Below are 18,828 nucleotides of genomic sequence, written 5' to 3' on the forward strand. Positions count from 1 at the left end.
AGCGGTCCGCTCACCTTCGTGTTGCGCAACCGGTCCCACCGGGTCACCCTAAGGAGTGACCTAATAGTGACATCTGCTCACTCTTCGTATTCGGGGGTCGTTGGTTCAACGGGGCGAAGCAGATGGGCCTGGACGTGAGGAGCCTCGACGATGACCGTTCCACTCGACCGGCATTATCTGGTCGAACTCCAGGTATCGGAAGAGCGCGTTTCGCAGTTGCGACGAATAGTCGCCGCGCATCTCCGCCACTGGAGTCTCGAACTTCACATCCGGCCGGTGTGCCGGGGTGTGGAGGAGCTGCTGACCAATGTCCACCGGCACGTCGGTGGCGACAACAAGTGCGTCGTCGAACTCCGCTGGTCCGGACGGCACCTCACGGTCTCCGTCGCCGACAACAGCTCCGAGATGCCGCGACTGCTCAGCAGCGGCGGCGGTGGTCTCAGCCGTGTCATGGCCCTCAGCCACAGCTGGGGCACCTGTAGGACCCTCGACGGCAAAGTCGTCTGGTTCACCCGCTACGCCGAGGCGCCGCGGAACACCGATCTGCTGCCGCGCGCACCCCTGCCAGGAGTACGCGAGTTCCTGCTGCCGCCGGCCTCCGAGCCTGCCGAGCCCGCCCTCGTCTGAGGCGGGCGCCGACGACAGGGGCGGCGGGGATCCCTGCCCGGACCGGTATCCGAGTCCCTACGCGAAGAAGTCTGCTCTGCCCACCGGCGCGGATGACGTGCACAGCGCACGTACGATCCGCGCCGGTCGGGTGTCCGCACCGGAACCCGCGTTGCGCGACGGGGCGTCGCGCGGCACGGTCGAAGAATCCGAGGCAAGGAGACCACAGTCATGCCCATCGCGACGGTCAACCCGGCGAACGGTGAGACCCTCAAGACGTTCGAGGCACTGGGAGAGGCGGAGATCGAGCATCGGCTCGCGACCGCGGACACCACGTTCCGGGAGTACCGCACCACCGCTTTCGGTGAACGGGCCCGGCTGCTCAACCGGGCCGCCGACCTCCTCGACGAGGACCAGCAGGACATCGCCCGCACCATGACCACCGAAATGGGCAAGCCCATCAAAGCGGCCCGCGCGGAGGCCGCGAAATGCGCCAAGGCCATGCGCTGGTACGCGGCCAACGCCGAGGGACTTCTCGCGGACGAGCACCCGCCGGCCGACGACGTACGCGACGCCGGAGCCTCCCGGGCCTACGTCCACTACCGTCCGCTGGGCCCGGTCCTCGCCGTGATGCCGTGGAACTTCCCGCTGTGGCAGGTCGTGCGGTTCGCCGCCCCCGCACTCATGGCGGGCAACGTCGGCCTGCTCAAGCACGCGTCGAACGTCCCGCAGACCGCGATGTACCTGGAGGGCCTGTTCCGCCGGGCAGGCTTCCCGCCCGGCTGTTTCCAGACGCTGCTGGTGGGAGCGGGAGCGGTCGAGGCGATCCTGCGTGACCGCCGCGTCGTCGCCGCCACCCTCACCGGCAGTGAACCGGCCGGCCGCTCCGTCGCGTCGATCGCGGGCGACGAGGTCAAGCACACCGTGCTGGAACTGGGCGGCAGCGACCCGTTTCTCGTCCTGCCGTCGGCCGACATCCCGCAGGCCGCCCGCACGGCGGTGACCGCCCGGGTCCAGAACAACGGGCAGTCCTGCATCGCCGCCAAGCGATTCATCGTGCACACCGATGTGTACGACGAGTTCGCCGAGCGGTTCACCGCGGGCATGAACGGTCTGACGGTCGGTGACCCGCAGCAGGAGACCACCGACGTCGGCCCGCTCTCCAGCGAACAGGGCCGCGCCGACCTGGAGGAGCTGGTGGACGACGCCGTGGACCAGGGCGCGACCGCACTGTGCGGGGGCAGCCGGCCCACCGGCCTGGGTGCGGAGCTGGACCGCGGCTGGTTCTACACCCCCACCGTCCTCAGCGGGATCACCCCCGCCATGCGGATCCACCGCGAGGAGACCTTCGGCCCCGTCGCCACGCTGTACCGCGTCGAGGACCTGGACGAAGCCGTGACCCTCGCGAACGACAGCCCGTTCGGCCTCAGCTCCAACGTGTGGACGCGCGACGCCGACGAGAGCCGTCGGTGCGTGCGTGACCTGCAGGCCGGCGGCGTCTTCTTCAACGGCATGACCGCCTCCCACCCCGCGCTGCCGTTCGGCGGGGTGAAGCGCTCCGGTTACGGGCGGGAGCTGGCCGGTCACGGCATCCGTGAATTCTGCAATGCCACGACGGTCTGGTACGGCCCCGAGCCGGACGGAAGCGGCTCCTGAGGGCTGTCCCGTCATCCCTGGTGGATCGGCACGCGGCATCGGATGCGGTGCATCGCAAGGCGGAGGGGCGTCATCGTACCGGTCGTATTCGGACGTTCCGGCCGAGTCGCCCGGCGGGTTCCGCCCGGCGGCGAGGGCTCAGCGGCCGACGGCCTTGGCCAGCTGGGCCTTTGTCATGGTCGAGCGTCCCTTGACGTTCTTCCTTCTGGCCTCTTCGTAGAGCTGGTCGCGCGTGGGGTCCTGGGCCCCGTCGTGGGAGCGCAGCTCGGCGCGCCGCAGGGACGAGAGGTCGTGGACCAACGTACGGCTCGCGGTCGTCGGCTCACCGGAGCGGGCGCGCTCCTTGTTCGCCGTGCGCGCCGCGATCTCCTCTGCCCGCTCCTCGCTCACTCCGAGCTCCTGCGCGCTCTCCTTGATGTGCTCGTACTGCCGCTCGCGCCTGGGACTGGATCCGCGTGGCATGTGCGGTCACTTCCTCTCCGTGGCCTCCGTGCCCGAGAGGGACGGTCCGGGGTGCACCACCCAGTGTCCCAGCGGCTCCCGGGGCCTGCATCGGAATACGGTCCCGTGCGGCCGCCCGGGTGCTCGCGCAGCCGTGGCGTGCGCGTGTCCGTCGGCGGCGGCCCGGCCGCGGCCGGTCGGGCGACGGCGGTGCGGCCCCGCCGACGGGGCGCGGCCGACAGCCCTTCGTGCGGCCGGGACCGCAGCTGGGCGGCTCAACTGCGTGGGTCACCCGTTCGGGTGTGTGGCGGGACGCGGTCCACGTGATTCAGCGGGTCGATTCATACCTTTTGATCCTAATATGGGCGAGCTGATCGGTTCCGGAGTCCGGAGGTATGCGCGATGTCCACCCTCACCGTGTGGAAGTTCCAGTCCGCCGAGGGCGCGGAGGATGTGGAGAGCACACTGAAGGTCCTCCAGAAGGAGGGGCTGATCAAGATCCTCGACGCCGCCGTGGTCAGCTGGCCGACCGACAAGGCGAAGCCGAGAACGAAGCAGTTGCTCAACCTGGTCGGCGCCGGCGCCCTGAGCGGCACGTTCTGGGGGATGCTCTTCGGGCTGATCTTCCTCATGCCGCTGCTGGGCGCGGCCATCGGTGCGGCGGCCGGGGCGCTGGGCGGCAAGCTGGCCGACGTCGGCATCGACGACGACTTCATCGCGGAGGTCAAGAAGCAGGTGACGCCCGGAACTTCGGCGCTGTTCCTGCTCACCACGAACGAGGTGCCCGACCGGATCAGCGACGCGCTCCCCGGCGGCGGCGCCGAGCTTCTCCACAGCAACCTGGACACCCTCAGCGAGGCCCGGCTCCGCGAGATCTTCGGCGAGGACGCCGAGTGATCCGGTGTCTTCCGCCCGTCCAGCCGTATCCCCCTGACTCTCTCTTCCGAGCAGACCCGGAGTGTCCGTGAACCAGCTCAGCCCTCTGCGACGCGCCCTCGGCGGCCGCGCAGCCCGCAGTCTGACCCCCGCCGTGCTGGCCGCGGTGCTCATGGCGGGCGCCGCCGCCTGCGACTCCGGCGGAACGTCTCCGGGAACGGCCAGGAGCACCCGGACGGTGTCCCCGGAGCCGCACGAGTCGCCCTCCGCGAGCGCCTCGCCGCGCTCCCAGAGCGACTTCGAGGCCTCGGTCTCCGCAGAGCTCGAGCGCAGCCGGCAGAAGGCCGCCCAGCAGCTCGCAGGGGTCAAGGGGAAGGGCAACGCGATCAAGGACGTCTCGGTGAACGGGCTGCCGATCGCCACGGGTGAGCAGTTCCGCAGTGCGCTGGTCCGCGTCACCAACCCCACCGACAAGGCCGCCTTCTACGCCGTCCGGGTGGAGTTCGTCGACGCATCGGGGAAGGTGCTCGACTCGGTGGTGCTCGGCTTCCCGGACGCCCCGCCCGGCCGGACGGTCAGTGAACACGCGAACAGCCGTAAGGCGGCCGGAGTCAAGACGTTCCCCCGGATCACCCAGGCCGAGCGCAGCTGACGGCCGGAGCGAGGTGAGCTCCGCGGCCGGTGCGGTGACGGATGCGCTGCACGAACTGCGCACCCGGTTCGCCGGTGTGCGCGACGGCGTACCTGCCGACTACATCCCGCAGTTGGTGATGGCCGACCCGGAGGCGTTCGGGCTGGCCCTGATCAGCATGGACGGCCATCGCTACAGCACGGGTGAGGCCGACGTCCCGTTCACCATGCAGTCCGTCTCGAAACCCTTCGTCTATGCCCTCGCGCTGTGCGAGCTCGGACTCGACGGTGTGTCCCGATGGGTGAACGCCGAGCCCAGCGGTGAGGCCTACAACGCCATCAGCCTGGAACCGGGCACCGGCCGGCCGGACAACGCCATGGTCAACGCCGGTGCGATCGTCACCACCGCGCTGATCCCCGACACCGCCGACACTCCGAGGTTCGACCGCATCCTCGACTGTCTGAGCCGGTTCGCCGGCCGGCGGCTGGACGTGGACGAGGCGGTGTACGCCTCCGAGGTCGCCACCGGCGACCGCAACCGTGCCCTCGCGTATCTGATCCGCAGCGCGGGCCCGCTGCCGGTCGACCCGGTGGGAGCCGTGGAGACGTACTTCCGGCAGTGTGCGGTACGCGTCACCACGCTGGACCTCGCCGCGATGGCCGCGACCCTTGCCAACGGCGGTGTGAACCCGCTCAACGGTGACGTGGTCGTCGAGGAACCGGTCGCCGCGCAGGTGCTCGCCGTGATGGCGACCTGCGGCATGTATGACACGTCGGGCGACTGGCTGCTGCGGGTGGGGCTGCCCGCCAAGAGCGGGGTGTCCGGCGGCCTCATCGCCGCAGGACCGGCCCGGTTCGGCCTGGCGGCCTACAGCCCGCGGCTGGATCCGACCGGCACATCGGTCCGCGGGCGCATCGCGCTGGGGGCGCTGTCGGAACGGCTCGGGCTGCATCTGATGCACAACCCGGCGCTCGCCGCCTCGACCGTCACCCTGGTCACCACCGCCGACGATCTGCCGTCCGCCCCGACGGAGGAGCAGGAGCGCGCCCTGCGGGAACGGGTGGCGGTCGTCGCCGCGCAGGGCGCCCTCGACTTCACCGCGGCGGAACGCGTGCTGTACGCGCTCGACGAGTCCGGGCCGGAGGAGACCGCGTCCGTGGTGCTGGATCTGCGGCAGGTGACCGGCATCGACACGGTGGCGAGGTCGATGCTGTGCTCCGGACTGGCCCGGCTCACGGAGGGTGGCCGGCGCACGGCCGTGGTCGACCCGGCCGGTCATCTCGAAGTGACCGGCGGCGACCCGACGGCTCCCCGGCGCTTCACCTCCCGCGAGGAGGCCGTCGAGCGCGCCGCGCGGGAGGCGGGACGCCCGACGACCTGACGGCACCGGACCGCGCTGCTACCAGATGGCCTGGACCCACTCGGGGTGATCGATGAACGGGTTCCTGTTGTGCTGGTACCGGTCGAATATGACGTCGTTGCGTCGCTCCTCGAAGGAGTCCGGCGGGTCCTCCTGGCTCCACTGCTTCAGCACGGAGAGCCTGCCGATGTTCGGCGCGGAGCCGTTGTTCACCTGGTCGTTCGGTTCGAGGTCGGCGAAGGCGTCGTCGCCCTCGTACCGCACCGCCATGTAGAGGATCATGCGGGCGACGTCGCCCTTGACCGCGTCGCGCGGTTCGAAGGAGTCGCTGTCGGTGTAGTTGCCGGCCGCTCCGCTCACCGCGGTGCCGCCGTTGTCGAAGTCCTTGTTGCCGCGGATGGAGTTGACCGTGACGTCCTCCGGGCGCAGGTGGTGGATGTCGGTGCCGGGTCCGGTGCTGGTGCCGAAGTCGCCGTGGGACTTGGCCCAGACGTGCTCGCGGTTCCACTGGCCGACCGCGCCGCCGTTGTCGCTCTTGGGCTCGGAGCGACCGGTGTAGAGGAGGATCACGTTCGAGGAGTTGGCGGGGTCCTGGTCGGTGTCCTTGAGCGCGTCCCAGACCTGGCTGTAGGAGATCTTGGTCTGCACGCTGATGATCGAGTGGAGGGCGCTCTTGAGCTGCGTTCCGGTCTTGCCGAGCGCGTCCTGGTAGTACGTGTCGTCGAGCGTGGCGAGCGGCGTCGCGGCCACCGGTGTGGTCCGGGGTGCGGTCGGCGTGGCGGGTGCGGCGGCCGCGGTGCCGGCGAGTACCGCGAAGGCGGCGAAGGTGGCCAGCAGTGGGCGCCGGTAGGGAAGGTGACGACGGGACATGTGGGGTGTCCTCTCCGGAAAAACAGGCACCGCGGCGCCGTCACGGGGTGGGGGACGGTGCCGCGCTGTTCGTGTGCGGTACGTGGTCAGCGGGAGCCTTCCACACGCACGGTGACCGAGGTGTGAACGCTGTGTACCTATCATGTGCAGGTCAATCGGGCTCTCGGATGCGGTCCCGGAGCCGCAGGGCGAGAATTGCGGCAAGGACGAGGAGGCGGCATGAGCGAAGAGCCCGAATCCGTACCCGTATCCATGGCTCGGGGCGTGACCCCGGACAGCCTCTTGCACACCGGCGGGAGCGAGCATCCGTCGGCCGAGGATCTGGTGCTCGCCTCCGGGCGGGACCTGACTCCGCAGAATCTTGAGTGGGCGCAGCGCCGGCTGGCACGAGAGGGCCGGGCGGCGATGGAGAAGCAGTTGCCGTAGGCGGCCGGTGCGGCGGGGAGTGTGTGGGCGCTCCCCGCCGCTCGGCTAGCCTGAATGCACAATGAACCGTTTGACGACGTCACAGGGCGGGTTCGACCTCGCCCGCTTCCCCGAGCACCCGCGCGACCCGTTCCGCGCCTGGGACGCTGCCGACGAATATCTGCTGCGGCAGCTGGAGGGGATCGAAGGAGCCGAGCCGGTCGACCTGTCCGGCGCCGTGGTCGTGGTGGGCGACCGCTGGGGTGCGCTGACCACCGTGCTGGCCGGGCACCGCCCCGTGCAGATCACCGACTCGTACCTCGCGCAGCGCGCCACCCTGGCGAACCTCGTCCGCAACGGTGCCGACCCGGACACCGTGCGTCTGCTGTCGCCCAGGGACACGCCGCCGGAGCGGATCGACGTCCTTCTCGTGCGCGTCCCCAAAAGTCTGGCGCTTCTGGAGGACCAGCTGCACCGGCTCGCCCCCGCCGTGCACGCCGGCACCGTCGTCATCGGCACCGGCATGGTGAAGGAGATCCACACCTCCACCCTCAAGCTGTTCGAGCGGATCATCGGACCCACCCGCACCTCCCTCGCGGTCAAGAAGGCACGACTGATCTTCTGCACCCCCGACCCGGCCCTGGCCCGTACCCTCAGCCCGTGGCCGCACCGCTACGACCTGCCCGACGGCATCGGCACCGTCTCCGGCCGGACCGTCGTCAACCACGCCGGGATCTTCTGCGCGGAGCGCCTCGACATCGGCACCCGCTTCTTCCTGAACCATCTGCCCGAGCGCAGCGGCCGGGACCGCATCGTCGACCTGGGCTGCGGAAACGGGGTCGTCGGCACCTCCGCCGCGCTCGCCAACCCCGAAGCGACGGTGACCTTCATCGACGAGTCGTACCAGGCGGTCGCCTCGGCCGAGGCGACGTTCCGGGCCAACCTCGGGACGGACGCCGAGGCCGACTTCGTGGTCGGCGACGGGATGGCGGACGTGCCGCCGGGCAGTGTCGACCTGGTGCTCAACAACCCGCCGTTCCACTCGCACCTGGCGACCACCGACGCCACGGCCCGGACCATGTTCCACGGGGCGCGCACCGCGCTGCGGCAGGGCGGCGAGCTGTGGGTCGTCGGCAACCGGCACCTCGGCTACCACACCCAGTTGCGCCGTACCTTCGGCAACTGCACCACCGTCGCCGGTGACCCCAAGTTCGTCGTGCTGCGCGCCGTCAAGCGCTGACAGACGGGACGGGTCCCCGTGGCCCTTCCGGATTCTTGCAACACGTTCTACTGTGTGCGCCGCCGCACACGGGCGACGCGACCGCGAGACTCCTGGAGGGGCCGTGCACCTCGAATACACGCCTGAGCAGCAGCAGTTGCGCGCCGAGCTGCGCACGTACTTCGCCGGACTCGTTCCCGACAACGCCTACAGCAGGTACGACGACCCCGCCGCCCAGAAACGCTTCTACCGCGAGACGATCCGCCGCCTCGGCGCCGACGGCTGGCTCGGCGTCGGCTGGCCGACGGAGTACGGCGGACGTGGCCTGTCCCCGATGGAACAGTTCATCTTCTTCGACGAGGCCGCCCAGGCGGGGGTACCGCTGCCCCTGATGGCCCTCAACACCGTCGGACCGACGATCATGCAGTTCGGCACGGACGAGCAGAAGGCGTACTTCCTGCCGAAGATCCTGGCCGGCGAGATCGACTTCGCGATCGGGTACAGCGAACCCGACGCCGGAACCGACCTGGCCGCCCTCAAGACCCGGGCCGTGCGCGACGGCGACGAGGACACCGGCCATTACACGGTCAACGGTCAGAAGATCTGGACGACCAACGGCGACACCGCCGACTGGGTCTGGCTCGCCGTCCGTACCGACCCCGACGCCCCGCCCCACAAGGGCATCACGATGCTGCTCGTCCCGACCGGCGACCCAGGCTACTCCTGCACGCTGATCAACACCCTCGCCTCGCACGACACCACCGCCAGCTACTACGAGAACATCCGTGTCCCCGTCTCCCGCCGCGTCGGCGACGAGAACAAGGGGTGGCGGCTCATCACCAACCAGCTCAACCACGAACGCGTCACCCTCGCCGCCCACGGCACCATGGCCATCCGCGCCCTCCACAACGTGCAGCGCTGGGCCACCGACACCAAGTTGGCCGACGGGCGCCGGGTGATCGACCTCGGCTGGGTCCGCACCCGACTCGCCCGCACCCACACCCGGCTCGACGCCATGAAACTCCTCAACTGGCAGATGGTCTCCGCCGTCCAGGAAGGCACCCTCACCCCGCAGGACGCCTCCGCCGTCAAGGTCTACGGCTCCGAGGCGCGCCGTGACGCCTACGCCTGGCTGATGGAGGTCGTCGGCTCGGCCGGACCGCTCAAGGAGGGCTCGGCGGGCGCCGTCCTGCACGGCGAACTGGAACGCGGATACCGGTCCGCCGTCATCTTCACCTTCGGTGGCGGCAACAACGAGATCCAGCGGGAGATCATCTCCTGGATCGGCCTGGGGATGCCGCGCGTGCGCCGCTGACCGCGTGTGACGAGGATCTATGGTTGGCACAAAAGATGGATAGTTGGCACCTCTGGACTGACGGGCGATGGGCCTTGTCTGTCGACTTCGCGAGGCCGCTGACCTGATGTTTTGGTAGGTATGTCGAGGTTTGGATGCATCGTGCGTGCGTGTCTCCCGCTCGACGAACGAGCGTACGGGATCACGTAAGGGGAGGTTCTGATCGCAGGCTGTCATGAGCTGCGCCGCGTAGAGGCTCAGCCGTTGACTCAAGCGGAAGTGTTCGCCTCGGCCGAGATCGGATGCAAGGAGGCCGGGGCCTCGCTCCGGTCATCGGGCTCGCACACAGTGTCCAGCAACGCGCGGGCGCATGCGGCGGGCTGCCAGCCGCGGCTGGTTCCGATCGACGAGAAGCCTGCAGATTCCGTGCACTGCCCCAGGCGCTGCTCGACTGTACGGCTGAGTGGGTTGGAGTCCACCAGGTGCCTCGTCGTGGTCGGTCCTACCGTGGAGGTGTGGCCCGCCTGGGATGGGTGGGGCAAGGTGGAGGCACCGTGGGCGACAACGGAACTGACCGCTGTGGTGGGGCGCGACGTCGGCTGAGCACGTTGCCGGCCGACCTCCAGGGGCGCCTTGATGCCGTGACCCATAGCTCTGCCGGGACGGCCCGGCTACTGGATGCCGTGATGTCGGTGGGAAGGGGACTCGATCTGCCCCAGGTGTTGCGCCGGATCGTCGAAGCCGCAGTTGTTGTGGTCGATGCCGAGTACGGAGCCCTGGGAGTGGTTGGCGAGGGAACCCGGCTGACGCAGTTCCTGCCCGTGGGCGTCACCGTGGAGCAGCGGGAGGCCATCGGCCCGCTGCCAGCGGGGCACGGCCTCCTGGGCGAGCTCATCCGTCATCCTGAGCCCCTGCGGCTCGCGGAGCTTGCCGAGCATCCGGCGTCGTACGGGTTCCCGCCGAACCACCCCCCGATGCATTCGTTTCTGGGGGTGCCCATCCGGGTTCGCGACGAAGTGTTCGGCAATCTGTACCTCACTGAAAAACGGGGCGGTCGTGCATTCGACGCAGAGGACGAGACCGTGCTGTCGACGCTGGCCGTGGCGGCGGGAGTGGCGATCGAGAACGCTCGCCTGTACGCGGAGACGTGCGATCGCCAACGGTGGCAGGAAGCCAATAGTGAGATCGTCGCGGGTCTGCTGAGCGGGGTGAACGAGGCTCACGTCCTGCAGATGATCGTCGATCGTGCCTCGCATATTCTCTCCGCGGACCTCGGCGTCCTGGCACTCCCCACGGAGGGTAGGAGCCTCCGGGTGGCACTGGCGTCAGGTGTGGACGCCGAGATTCATCAAGGTCTGGTCCTGCCACGTGAAGGATCGTTCGTCGGCGCGGCTCTCGATGCGGGCGAGCCGATCACCAGCCGCGATGTCGGGCACGATCCGCGGATCACCGAGGGCCCGCCGAGGTGGGCGGGGCTCGGCCCGGCTGTCGCGGTCCCGATGATTACGGGAGAGCGGACCCGTGGGGTGCTGTTGTTGGCCCGCGTACGGGAGCGTCCTGCCTTCACCACGTCGGAAACCTTGCCCCTGCTGACCTTCGCAGGTCAGGCTGCGCTGGCGATGGAACTCACCGAACGGCGCAAGTCCGCCGAGCAGATCGCTCTGCTGGAGGACCGGGACCGCATCGCCCGGGATCTGCACGACCTGGCCATTCAGCGGCTGTTCGCCACCGGTATGACCCTGCAGAGCGTGGTGCGGTTCGTGGATCATCCACAGGCGAGCGAGCGGTTGCTGCGCGCGGTGGACGATCTGGACGAGACCATCAAGATCATCCGATCCACGATCTTTGGCCTACGTGCACGCGGACCGGGCCGTGCCGACCAGGGGCTGCGAGGCCGGACGGTGGCTACGGTGGAACAGGCCGCACGTACCTTGGGCTTTCAACCCTCCCTGCGGATGGGAGGGCTCATTGACACAGATGTGCCGGCAGAGATCGCCGAGCAGGTGATCGCCGTTCTGGGGGAGGCGCTGAGCAATGTTGCTCGCCATGCACAGGCCACGTCGGTGGACATCTCGCTCGTGGTGGGTGAGGGGGCGCTGAACCTCGTCGTGTCCGACAACGGTGTGGGCATGCCCGAGAACGGTGGTTCCCGAAGCGGGCTCGCCAACCTTGCACGGCGTGCCGAGAAGCTCGATGGCGAGATGAGAGTGGGGGCGTCGGGGAAGGGTGGCACCCAGCTGAACTGGCGGGTGCCACTGCGGCTGCCCTGATGTTTCGGGGCCGCACGGTTACGTCTGGTGCTGTCCGGCTTCAGGCGGCGGGGAAGGTTCCGTGGCGTGCGCAGCGATCACGGCTGCCTGGATGCGGCGCTCGACGCCGAGCTTGGCCAGCAGACGGGAGATATCATTCTTGACGGTTTTCTCCGACAGGTAGAGGCGCTTGCCGATCTGGCTGTTTGTCAGCCCTTCGCCGATCAGTTCGAGGACGTCCTTCTCCCGCGGGGATAGCCCGGACAGCGCGTCGTCCCCCTCGGGTTCAGCGGCGGATTCCTCCTCGCGCAGGCTGCTCATCAGCCGTGCGGTGGTCGTCGGGTCGAGGGTCGAACGCCCGGATGCCAGTGTGCGGACGGCGGCAACAAGGTCAGAACCCTTGATTACCTTGAGCACGTAGCCTGCCGCGCCAGCCATGATCGCGTCGAGCAGCGCTTCGTCGTCGTCGAACGAGGTGAGCATCAGACAGGACAGCTCCGGCATCCGAGAGCGCAGTTCCCGGCACACGGCGATACCGTCGCCGTCCGGCAGCCGCACATCGAGAATCGCGACGTCCGGGCGGAGCGCCGGGCCGCGGGCCAGAGCCTGATCGGCTGTGCCGGCGTCGCCGACGACCTTGATGTCAGGTTCCGCGTCAAGCAGATCCTGCACCCCGCGCCTGACCACCTCGTGATCGTCGAGCAGGAACACGCGGATCGGTCTCTGGGTCGAGAACCCCGTCTCGTCGCTCATGGTGCCCTCCTCGCCGTCGAGGGTTGCGCAGTCCCGCCCCTCCGTCATAGTGCGTCCGCACAGGAGCTACGCACCAGGGCCGAACGGGCCCACGCTCCGGCCGTTCAGATCTCAGGCACCGCGGCCACGAGTATCGTCGGCATGCTCAGCGGGTGTGGGGCACGACGGCCACCGGGCAGGGCGCGTAATGCAGAACCGCGTGATTCACCGGGCCGAGGTGGAGCCCGTGACGTCCACTGCCCCGCCGCGCGCCGACGACGAGGAGTTCCGCGCCCATAGCTGCTTCGATCAGGGCCTGGTGAGCGGGCCCCTGTACCACCGATCGCTCGATGACGGCATCGGAGCCAGTGCGGTCCAGCACCGACAGGACGTCTTCGAGGTGTTCCTCGGCCTGTTGGCGGTGGGCGGATGCCGGGGAACCCGAGAGAAGCGGATGGTCCATGGCCTCGTGGGCGGGGCAGCGCCAGGCCCGTACCGCGATCAGTTCACCTTGACGCGACGCCGCTTGTTCGAGTGCGAAGCGGGCGGCTGCTGAAGGACCTGCGGCGTCTCCGATCCCGACGACGATGCGGCCGGGCTTCGGTTGCGTGCTCGGCGGGGGCATCGGAATTACGACAACCGGACAGTGGGACCGGCCGGCCAGGGCGAGGCTGACGGATCCGAGGAGCATCCCGGCGATTCGGCCCCGGCCGCGGGAACCGAGCACGACAAGGGCTGCCTCGTGGCTCTCCTGGACGAGTGCGGTCACCGGGTCTTCGGGCTGCACGTCGGCGGCCACGCTCACCTCAGAACGGAGACGTTGCGCCCGCTCCTGCGCGGAGGCGACGAGATGCTCGGCGAGGATCTGCTCGGCGGGACGCTCGGTGTCGAATGTGGGGCGCAGCCCTTCGTAGTGTTCCCACAATGACGCATGGATGACGCGCAGAGGGAGTTGTTGTCGGGCCGCTTCCGTCGCTGCCCAGTCCAGTGCGCGCAGACTGCCCTCTGATCCGTCCACTCCGACGACTACAGGGAGCTGCATCGCTCCCACCGCCTTCCCTGCTCGAACGGCCGCCTGCCTCGGTGGCATACGACCCGAGTTTCTACGGCTCGATGGTCAGTACCTGGTCAAGGGGGCGGCGTGGTGTCCGGGGCCCCGCCGGGCCGTATCCCAGGCGGATGATCATTTGTGCATGTCCCTTGCCGAAGACCGGGTCGCGCAGGACCCATCTCAGGTCCGGCCATTCGAGGGGTTGTGTCGCGAAGGAGCTGGACACGTGGTGAAGTGTGGCGGTGAGCAGGACACGTTCCAGGGCCTGCCCGGCGCGCAGCCAGTCCTCGGGACGGTCGCCCGCGGTGCTCAGAAGAGCCAGCTGCGGCCGGTTCTCGAACAGGACGCGTACTCGCCCTGCGAGGACGGCTGTGCCTGCGAAATCGCGGACGGTCGCCCTATCGGACGCGTCACGCGGCCCGAACGCGTAATCCGGAATTCCGTCGGCTGGGACCTCTGTCTTTGTGTCCCGGGTCCAGCTGCGCTGTTCCGCCTCTCGCGCCGGATCCCTGCGGTCGTATCCCTCGGCATCCCGGATTAGTTCGAGCACGGTCTCCAGATGCGTCGGAGTCATGAAGGCGAAGTCCGCGCCCTCGATGCGGGCCGCTTCGGCGAAGCGCGCACGAATGTCCTCGGGGATGGCCCGCTCATCGAACGGATAGCGGCTGGTATGCCGATCCCGGATCGCGGGGTGGAGTGCCGCGAGTGCTTCGTCCGCCGGCTTCCGGGCGGAGTCAGCGCGGATGCCCAGGCGTACGACGGCCAGGAGGGGCGGGTCCGACGGTTCGGGCAGGAGCGTGGTGACGCAGTCCAGGCCGAGGTGGGCGGCAGATACCCGCAGGTTCAACAGGGCCGCGCCGCAGCCGACATGGAGTCCGCGGGTGGAGGGGTCGGCCTCCGGCATCGCACGATCGAGGTCCGCGCGGAGCGTGAGGGTGCGGCTGGAGCGTTCGTAGCGAAACTGCCAGGGCTGGGCGTTGTGCATGGACGGCGCGGTGGTGGCATCGGCGACTAGGTCGGTCAATGTGGCGTCGTGGAGCGTTTTGGTGAGCATCGCAGGTCTCCCGGAGAGACGGGAACAGTCGATGGCCTCTTCAGAATGGGGCGGATCGGAGTCCCGTACCAATGGGCCGTTCGTCCCTCGACAGGGCCGGATGGACTCCCCGGCGGGGCCACTGGGTGCTCGATTCTCGCGAGGAGGACGGATGGGGACGTGTTGCCGGACATACGGGACAGCGAACGTCCAGACGCTTGCTCGTGCTTGTCGCAGGACGACGCCTCACCGGGGCGGCGCCATGGCGCCGGGACCCTTCGGCTCGGTGCCTGCGGGCAAGGCAATCGCCAGCTCATGCAGATGACAGGCCTTCGAGTCGGCAGTCGACGCTGACCACGCCTTCCACGGACTGAGCGAGGCGGGCGGCGACGGGAACAAGGGTGGCGTGGCGGACACGACCGGTGAGCGTGACCACACCCCGGGTGACATTGACCTTCACTCGGTCCGAGACGGGGAATAGCCGGTTGACGACCTCACGACGAATCTCGGCCGCGAGCTCGTCGTCGGCGCGCAGGAAAACCTTGAGGAGATCGGCGCGGCTGACGATGCCCTTGAGGCTGCCATCGGCGTCAACGACCGGTAGGCGCTTGACATGCCGGTCGACCATCAGCCGGGCGGCCTGCGGGAGGGGCGCGTCAGGCTTGACCGTAACGGCGGGGCTCGTCATCAGATCCTTGGCTCGGACCGAGCCGGCCTTGGCGATGTCGCCCAGGTGGTGCATTTGCTCGATCATTCCGGGCGCGTGGTCGTGGAACTCCTCCTTCGGGAGCAGGTCGGCTTCGGAGACGACGCCGACGACTCGGCCCTCGCCTTCGATGACGGGTACGGCCGTGACTTTCCACTGCTCCATGGCGGCGGCAATCTCTTTAAATTCCGCGTCAAGGGTGATGGTGACGACAGTCTTCGTCATCACGTCGTTGACGGTGTACCGGCCAGAGGTCATGGCAAATCCCTCGGTGAGTGTGGGCGAGCGGCCGACTGGTGCCCTGGGGGCGCACAGGTGCCCAACAGCGCGCGCGGCCGGGGCGGCAGGCGGCTCGTGGGCCGTGGCCGCGGTGATCGGCGACTCGGGAGAATTCCCCGCAGAGGCCCGCTACGGCCGTGGTGTCGAGACGCATCGGACGACACGTCGACGAGCGAAGCCTTCATAGCCTCCATGGTTCGCCTCCAACCCCTCACTCGCAGCCTTGCACTGGCGGTAACGGAGCGCGGGAGAGTCCCGCGGCGTCAGATGGTGCAAGCCGCTCGGTCCCGGTCAGCGGACCAGGACAGCTTCCCCGGGCTTGGGTACCACCGCTGTCCAGCCCAGTTCACGGTTGATCCGGTCCCGCAGGGCTTCTGACGACGACTCCTCGCCGTGGACCAGATAGGTCGTACGTGGTGCGGGGGAGCCGCGCAGCGAGTCCATGATCCGGTCGGTATCGGCGTGTGCCGAAAAGTGCGGTAGGTCGGCCACCTCTGCGCGTACGGGGACGTATTCGCCGAACATTTTGAGTGTGTGGGCGCCGTCGACCAGGTCGCGGGCCCTGATGCCGGCGGCTGCGAAACCGACGATGACGACGGCGTTGCGTGGATTGGGCAGGAGCCGGTGGAGGTGGTGCAGGACCCGGCCGCCGGTGGCGATGCCGGCCGAAGAGACAATGACGGCGGGACCGGGCGTGCTGTTGAGGTCGATGGACTCCTGGACGGTTCGCGCGGGCAGAAACGGGTCAGGGCTGATCGCTGTCTCGCCGTGGTCGAGAATCTCGGGCCTGATCTCGGGGGAGCGGGCACGCAGTGCTTCGCGGTAGACGTCGAGCGCGACCAGAGCCATGGGGCTGGCCACATAGACGGGAACAGACCGGGGCAGGACCCCGTCCTGGCGCAGGGCGGCGAGCTCGTGGAGGACAACCTCGGTGCGGTCGATCGCGAAGGCCGGGATGACGACGGTTCGGCCGCGCGCGAGCGCACGCGTGAGTACGGCTGCGAACGCGGCGTGGGCTCTTCCGGGATCATGGTGACGATCGCCGTACGACTCCATCAGTAGTACGTCGGCGCCTTCCGCTCCGCCGATCTGCAGGAACTTTTCGACCGCCTCGGGTACCGGTTCGACGACGAAGTGTGGCGCACGACCGTCAATTACTACCTGACTCGTACCGGTCACGGATCGACCCTCAGCAGCCTGGTGCATGGTTGGGTCCTCGCCCGCCGGAAGGGGCCGGACGCCTGGCGGTACTGGGAGGAAGCCCTGCTCAGCGACGTGGCAGACATTCAGGGCGGCACCACCGGCGAAGGTATCCACCTGGGTGCCATGGCCGGCACCCTCGATCTCGTCGAACGGGTCGTCGCAGGACTCGAGGCAGGCCCGGACGGACTCCGCATCGACCCCGTCCCGCTCCGGGAGGTGCCGCGCTGCTCGTTCACGTTCTGTTACCGCGGGCACCGGGATATTCGCGTCCAGTTTCTGCCTGGCCGGTTGGGGATTCGCGTGCCTCACTCGCGACTCAATCCCCTCTGCCCGTGTGTCTAGCCGGCGAGCGGCTGGTGACCGTGGCCGCGGGGGAACAACGTTGGTTTCGTCTGCCCGTGCGCTCTCTTCGTCGTGACAACGATGGTCGGTACAGCGCGCGCTCGACGGCCGCGAGCCCGAGAATGGAGTAGCTCTCAGCTGGTTCCGGAGGTGCATGGTGTGAATGCCGTACACGGACAGCAGCAGACCTCGATCGTGGAGCCTGAACGCTCAGCCAGGCCCGATCGCCTCTTCGACAAGGAAGACGAATGGGCAGCCTTGATGGCCTTCTCGAGCGATCCGCATCCGGGAAAGGGCCTCGGCGTCGTCATGGGTCGGCCCAGGCAGGGCAAAACGCTCCTGCTGGAATCGGTGGCACGCGCCACGGGCGGGTTCTATTTCTGTGGGCAGGAAGCCACCCAAGCCGAGTCCTTGCGCAGGTTGGGCGAGGAGTACGCGCGATACCGGCAGGTCGCACAGCCCAGCCACTGGCGTGATTGGAAGGAAGGCATCGATGCCTTGCTGGCGCTGGGCGACACCCGGCCGCTGCCCGTCATCATCGACTCGTTCCCCGATCTTGTCGCGGCGAGCCCGGCATTGCCCTCTGTCATCCACGGAGCCCTCCGGCACCTCGACAGACCGCCACTGGAAAGTCGTGCGCGATTGCTGCTCGGTGGTGAGACCGCACCGGTCATGATCCGGCTGTTCGCGCACTCCTCGCCGCTGCACGCACTCGCCGCTCTGAAGCTCCACATCCAGCCCCTGGACTTCCGCAAGACGGCGCAACTGTGGGGCATCGACGACCCGAGGCTCGCCTTTCTCGTCTACACGGTCGTCGGCGGGACGCCCGCCTATCGGCACGACTACGTCGACGACGATGTTCCTGTCGATCGTGACGACTTCGATGCCTGGGTCTGCCGCACCGTCCTGAATCCGCGCATGCCGCTTTTCCACGAGGCTCGCCATCTCCTCGACGAGGAGACCGGGCCCTGGAGCCACGGGGTTTGTCACTCCGTACTTGCCGCCCTGGCCAGAGGCTGCACGACCCACGGCGAAATCGCCACCTTCCTGGGACAGCAGCTCACAGATGCCTCCCGGACCCTCGCCCTCCTCCGCGACCACGGTCTGCTCCAATCGCAGACGGACGGGCTGCAGTCGGGGGTCAAGCGCCATCGCATCGCGGACCCGCTCCTCGCGTTCGAGCACGCCTTGGCGCGCCCACGCAGGGCGGCTCTTGAGCAAAGCGACGCCGAGACGGTGTGGGCAGGCGCGCGAGCCGATTTCAACTCTCTTGTCGCCGGACCGCAGTTTGCTCAAGTCTGCCGGGAGTGGGCGGTCCGCTTCGCCGACTCGGCGGTCTTCGGTGCCGACCATGTCACGGCGTCGTACGGCTCCCTCGGCGACCCGTCGGCGACGGCCGGGCTGGATGCCGAGGTCGTGGTCCGCCGACAGGACGGCCCGATGGCCGGTTCCCTTCTGTCGGTGGGGCTCGCACGATGGCATACCGGCATGGGCATCCACCATCTGCAACGTCTGCGGTGCATCCTGGATGGACTCAATTCCCTTGAGGATGTAAGCCACGTCCGACTGGCCCTATACGGTGCTTCGGGGTTCAGCCCCGAGCTCCATGCGGCGCATGCTCGTGGCGAAGTCATGCTCGTCGACCTTGACCGTCTGTACCGGGACGCGTAGCAGACGCCGTTGTGAGATGTGCGTGCCCTTCGGTGGTCACCGGCTCCGGGCTGCTCTTTCCGATGGGCCGGTCGGCCCCTCCGTACAGCCCACCCGGCCCCGTGCTTCTGGTCCCCTCGGCACTGCGGCGATGGCGCCTCCGGAGCGATCGTGGAAGTCGAACGCCGTCTCGGGTTCCGCCTTCCGGAGAGGTGACAACGATGC

At 68.6% G+C, this 18,828-nt stretch carries 18 protein-coding genes; 11 read left to right on the forward strand and 7 right to left on the reverse strand.

Annotated elements, in window-relative coordinates:
- Positions 1 to 150: 150 nt before the first annotated feature.
- A complete protein-coding gene (locus OG963_RS39865; protein ID WP_030929128.1) occupies positions 151 to 627 on the forward strand; it encodes an ATP-binding protein in 477 nt (158 codons plus the stop codon).
- A gap of 210 nt (positions 628 to 837) precedes the next feature.
- Entirely contained in the window at positions 838 to 2,262 is a 1,425-nt protein-coding gene (locus OG963_RS39870) for an NADP-dependent succinic semialdehyde dehydrogenase (protein ID WP_371799998.1), read from the forward strand.
- Positions 2,263 to 2,400: 138 nt separating this feature from the next.
- On the opposite strand, the gene OG963_RS39875 is transcribed toward OG963_RS39870, so the two are convergent.
- Positions 2,401 to 2,724 carry a plasmid stabilization protein gene (locus OG963_RS39875; protein WP_319740135.1) on the reverse strand — a complete coding sequence of 108 codons (324 nt, stop codon included), beginning with the start codon at positions 2,722 to 2,724 and terminating at the stop codon, positions 2,401 to 2,403.
- 381 nt (positions 2,725 to 3,105) lie between these two features.
- On the opposite strand from OG963_RS39875, the gene OG963_RS39880 reads away from it, so the two are divergent.
- The 3 genes from OG963_RS39880 to glsA all read left to right on the forward strand — a co-directional run bounded on the left by OG963_RS39880 (position 3,106) and on the right by glsA (position 5,591).
- The gene (locus OG963_RS39880; RefSeq protein ID WP_030929119.1) at positions 3,106 to 3,600 is read left to right on the forward strand and encodes a DUF1269 domain-containing protein; all 495 of its coding nucleotides are present in this window, start codon (positions 3,106 to 3,108) and stop codon (positions 3,598 to 3,600) included.
- Positions 3,601 to 3,667: 67 nt separating this feature from the next.
- Positions 3,668 to 4,231, forward strand: a complete 564-nt coding sequence (locus OG963_RS39885) for a hypothetical protein (RefSeq protein ID WP_051878954.1) — start codon at positions 3,668 to 3,670, stop codon at positions 4,229 to 4,231.
- Between the two features lie 13 nt (positions 4,232 to 4,244).
- Positions 4,245 to 5,591, forward strand: coding sequence for a glutaminase A (gene glsA / locus OG963_RS39890; protein ID WP_371799999.1), 1,347 nt, complete (start codon positions 4,245 to 4,247; stop codon positions 5,589 to 5,591).
- Positions 5,592 to 5,609: 18 nt separating this feature from the next.
- Here glsA and OG963_RS39895 read toward each other — a convergent pair whose 3' ends face one another.
- The gene (locus tag OG963_RS39895; protein WP_362273202.1) at positions 5,610 to 6,440 is read right to left on the reverse strand and encodes an endonuclease; all 831 of its coding nucleotides are present in this window, start codon (positions 6,438 to 6,440) and stop codon (positions 5,610 to 5,612) included.
- 219 nt (positions 6,441 to 6,659) lie between these two features.
- On the opposite strand from OG963_RS39895, the gene OG963_RS39900 reads away from it, so the two are divergent.
- The 4 genes from OG963_RS39900 (at position 6,660) to OG963_RS39915 (ending at position 11,628) form a co-directional block, all read left to right on the forward strand.
- Positions 6,660 to 6,866: a hypothetical protein gene (locus OG963_RS39900; RefSeq protein ID WP_030929108.1), complete on the forward strand. Its 207-nt coding sequence runs from the start codon at positions 6,660 to 6,662 to the stop codon at positions 6,864 to 6,866.
- Positions 6,867 to 6,927: 61 nt separating this feature from the next.
- Positions 6,928 to 8,085: a methyltransferase gene (locus tag OG963_RS39905; protein ID WP_371800000.1), complete on the forward strand. Its 1,158-nt coding sequence runs from the start codon at positions 6,928 to 6,930 to the stop codon at positions 8,083 to 8,085.
- Between the two features lie 103 nt (positions 8,086 to 8,188).
- Positions 8,189 to 9,379: an acyl-CoA dehydrogenase family protein gene (locus tag OG963_RS39910; protein WP_371800001.1), complete on the forward strand. Its 1,191-nt coding sequence runs from the start codon at positions 8,189 to 8,191 to the stop codon at positions 9,377 to 9,379.
- A gap of 533 nt (positions 9,380 to 9,912) precedes the next feature.
- Positions 9,913 to 11,628 (forward strand): GAF domain-containing protein, encoded by a 1,716-nt coding sequence (locus OG963_RS39915; protein WP_371800002.1) that lies wholly within the window; start codon positions 9,913 to 9,915, stop codon positions 11,626 to 11,628.
- Positions 11,629 to 11,646: 18 nt separating this feature from the next.
- Here the strand turns inward: OG963_RS39915 and OG963_RS39920 are convergent, their stop codons facing one another.
- The 5 genes from OG963_RS39920 to OG963_RS39940 all read right to left on the reverse strand — a co-directional run bounded on the left by OG963_RS39920 (position 11,647) and on the right by OG963_RS39940 (position 16,587).
- A complete protein-coding gene (locus OG963_RS39920; RefSeq protein WP_319740141.1) occupies positions 11,647 to 12,360 on the reverse strand; it encodes a response regulator transcription factor in 714 nt (237 codons plus the stop codon).
- A gap of 145 nt (positions 12,361 to 12,505) precedes the next feature.
- On the reverse strand, positions 12,506 to 13,381 hold the full coding sequence (locus tag OG963_RS39925) for a universal stress protein (RefSeq protein WP_319740142.1): 876 nt from the start codon (positions 13,379 to 13,381) through the stop codon (positions 12,506 to 12,508).
- A gap of 61 nt (positions 13,382 to 13,442) precedes the next feature.
- The gene (locus OG963_RS39930; protein WP_319740143.1) at positions 13,443 to 14,444 is read right to left on the reverse strand and encodes a nitroreductase; all 1,002 of its coding nucleotides are present in this window, start codon (positions 14,442 to 14,444) and stop codon (positions 13,443 to 13,445) included.
- A gap of 292 nt (positions 14,445 to 14,736) precedes the next feature.
- Positions 14,737 to 15,387 carry a CBS domain-containing protein gene (locus OG963_RS39935; protein ID WP_371800003.1) on the reverse strand — a complete coding sequence of 217 codons (651 nt, stop codon included), beginning with the start codon at positions 15,385 to 15,387 and terminating at the stop codon, positions 14,737 to 14,739.
- 312 nt (positions 15,388 to 15,699) lie between these two features.
- The gene (locus OG963_RS39940; RefSeq protein WP_319740145.1) at positions 15,700 to 16,587 is read right to left on the reverse strand and encodes an MBL fold metallo-hydrolase; all 888 of its coding nucleotides are present in this window, start codon (positions 16,585 to 16,587) and stop codon (positions 15,700 to 15,702) included.
- Between OG963_RS39940 and OG963_RS39945 the strand changes: the two genes are divergently transcribed.
- Positions 16,543 to 16,953 (forward strand): hypothetical protein, encoded by a 411-nt coding sequence (locus OG963_RS39945; RefSeq protein ID WP_319740146.1) that lies wholly within the window; start codon positions 16,543 to 16,545, stop codon positions 16,951 to 16,953. The two genes, OG963_RS39940 and OG963_RS39945, sit on opposite strands and share 45 nt — an antisense overlap.
- 81 nt (positions 16,954 to 17,034) lie before the next feature.
- Entirely contained in the window at positions 17,035 to 18,624 is a 1,590-nt protein-coding gene (locus tag OG963_RS39950; RefSeq protein WP_371800354.1) for an ATP-binding protein, read from the forward strand.
- Positions 18,625 to 18,828 lie beyond the last annotated feature (204 nt).

The organism is Streptomyces sp. NBC_01707, assembly GCF_041438805.1.
Taxonomy (GTDB): domain Bacteria; phylum Actinomycetota; class Actinomycetes; order Streptomycetales; family Streptomycetaceae; genus Streptomyces.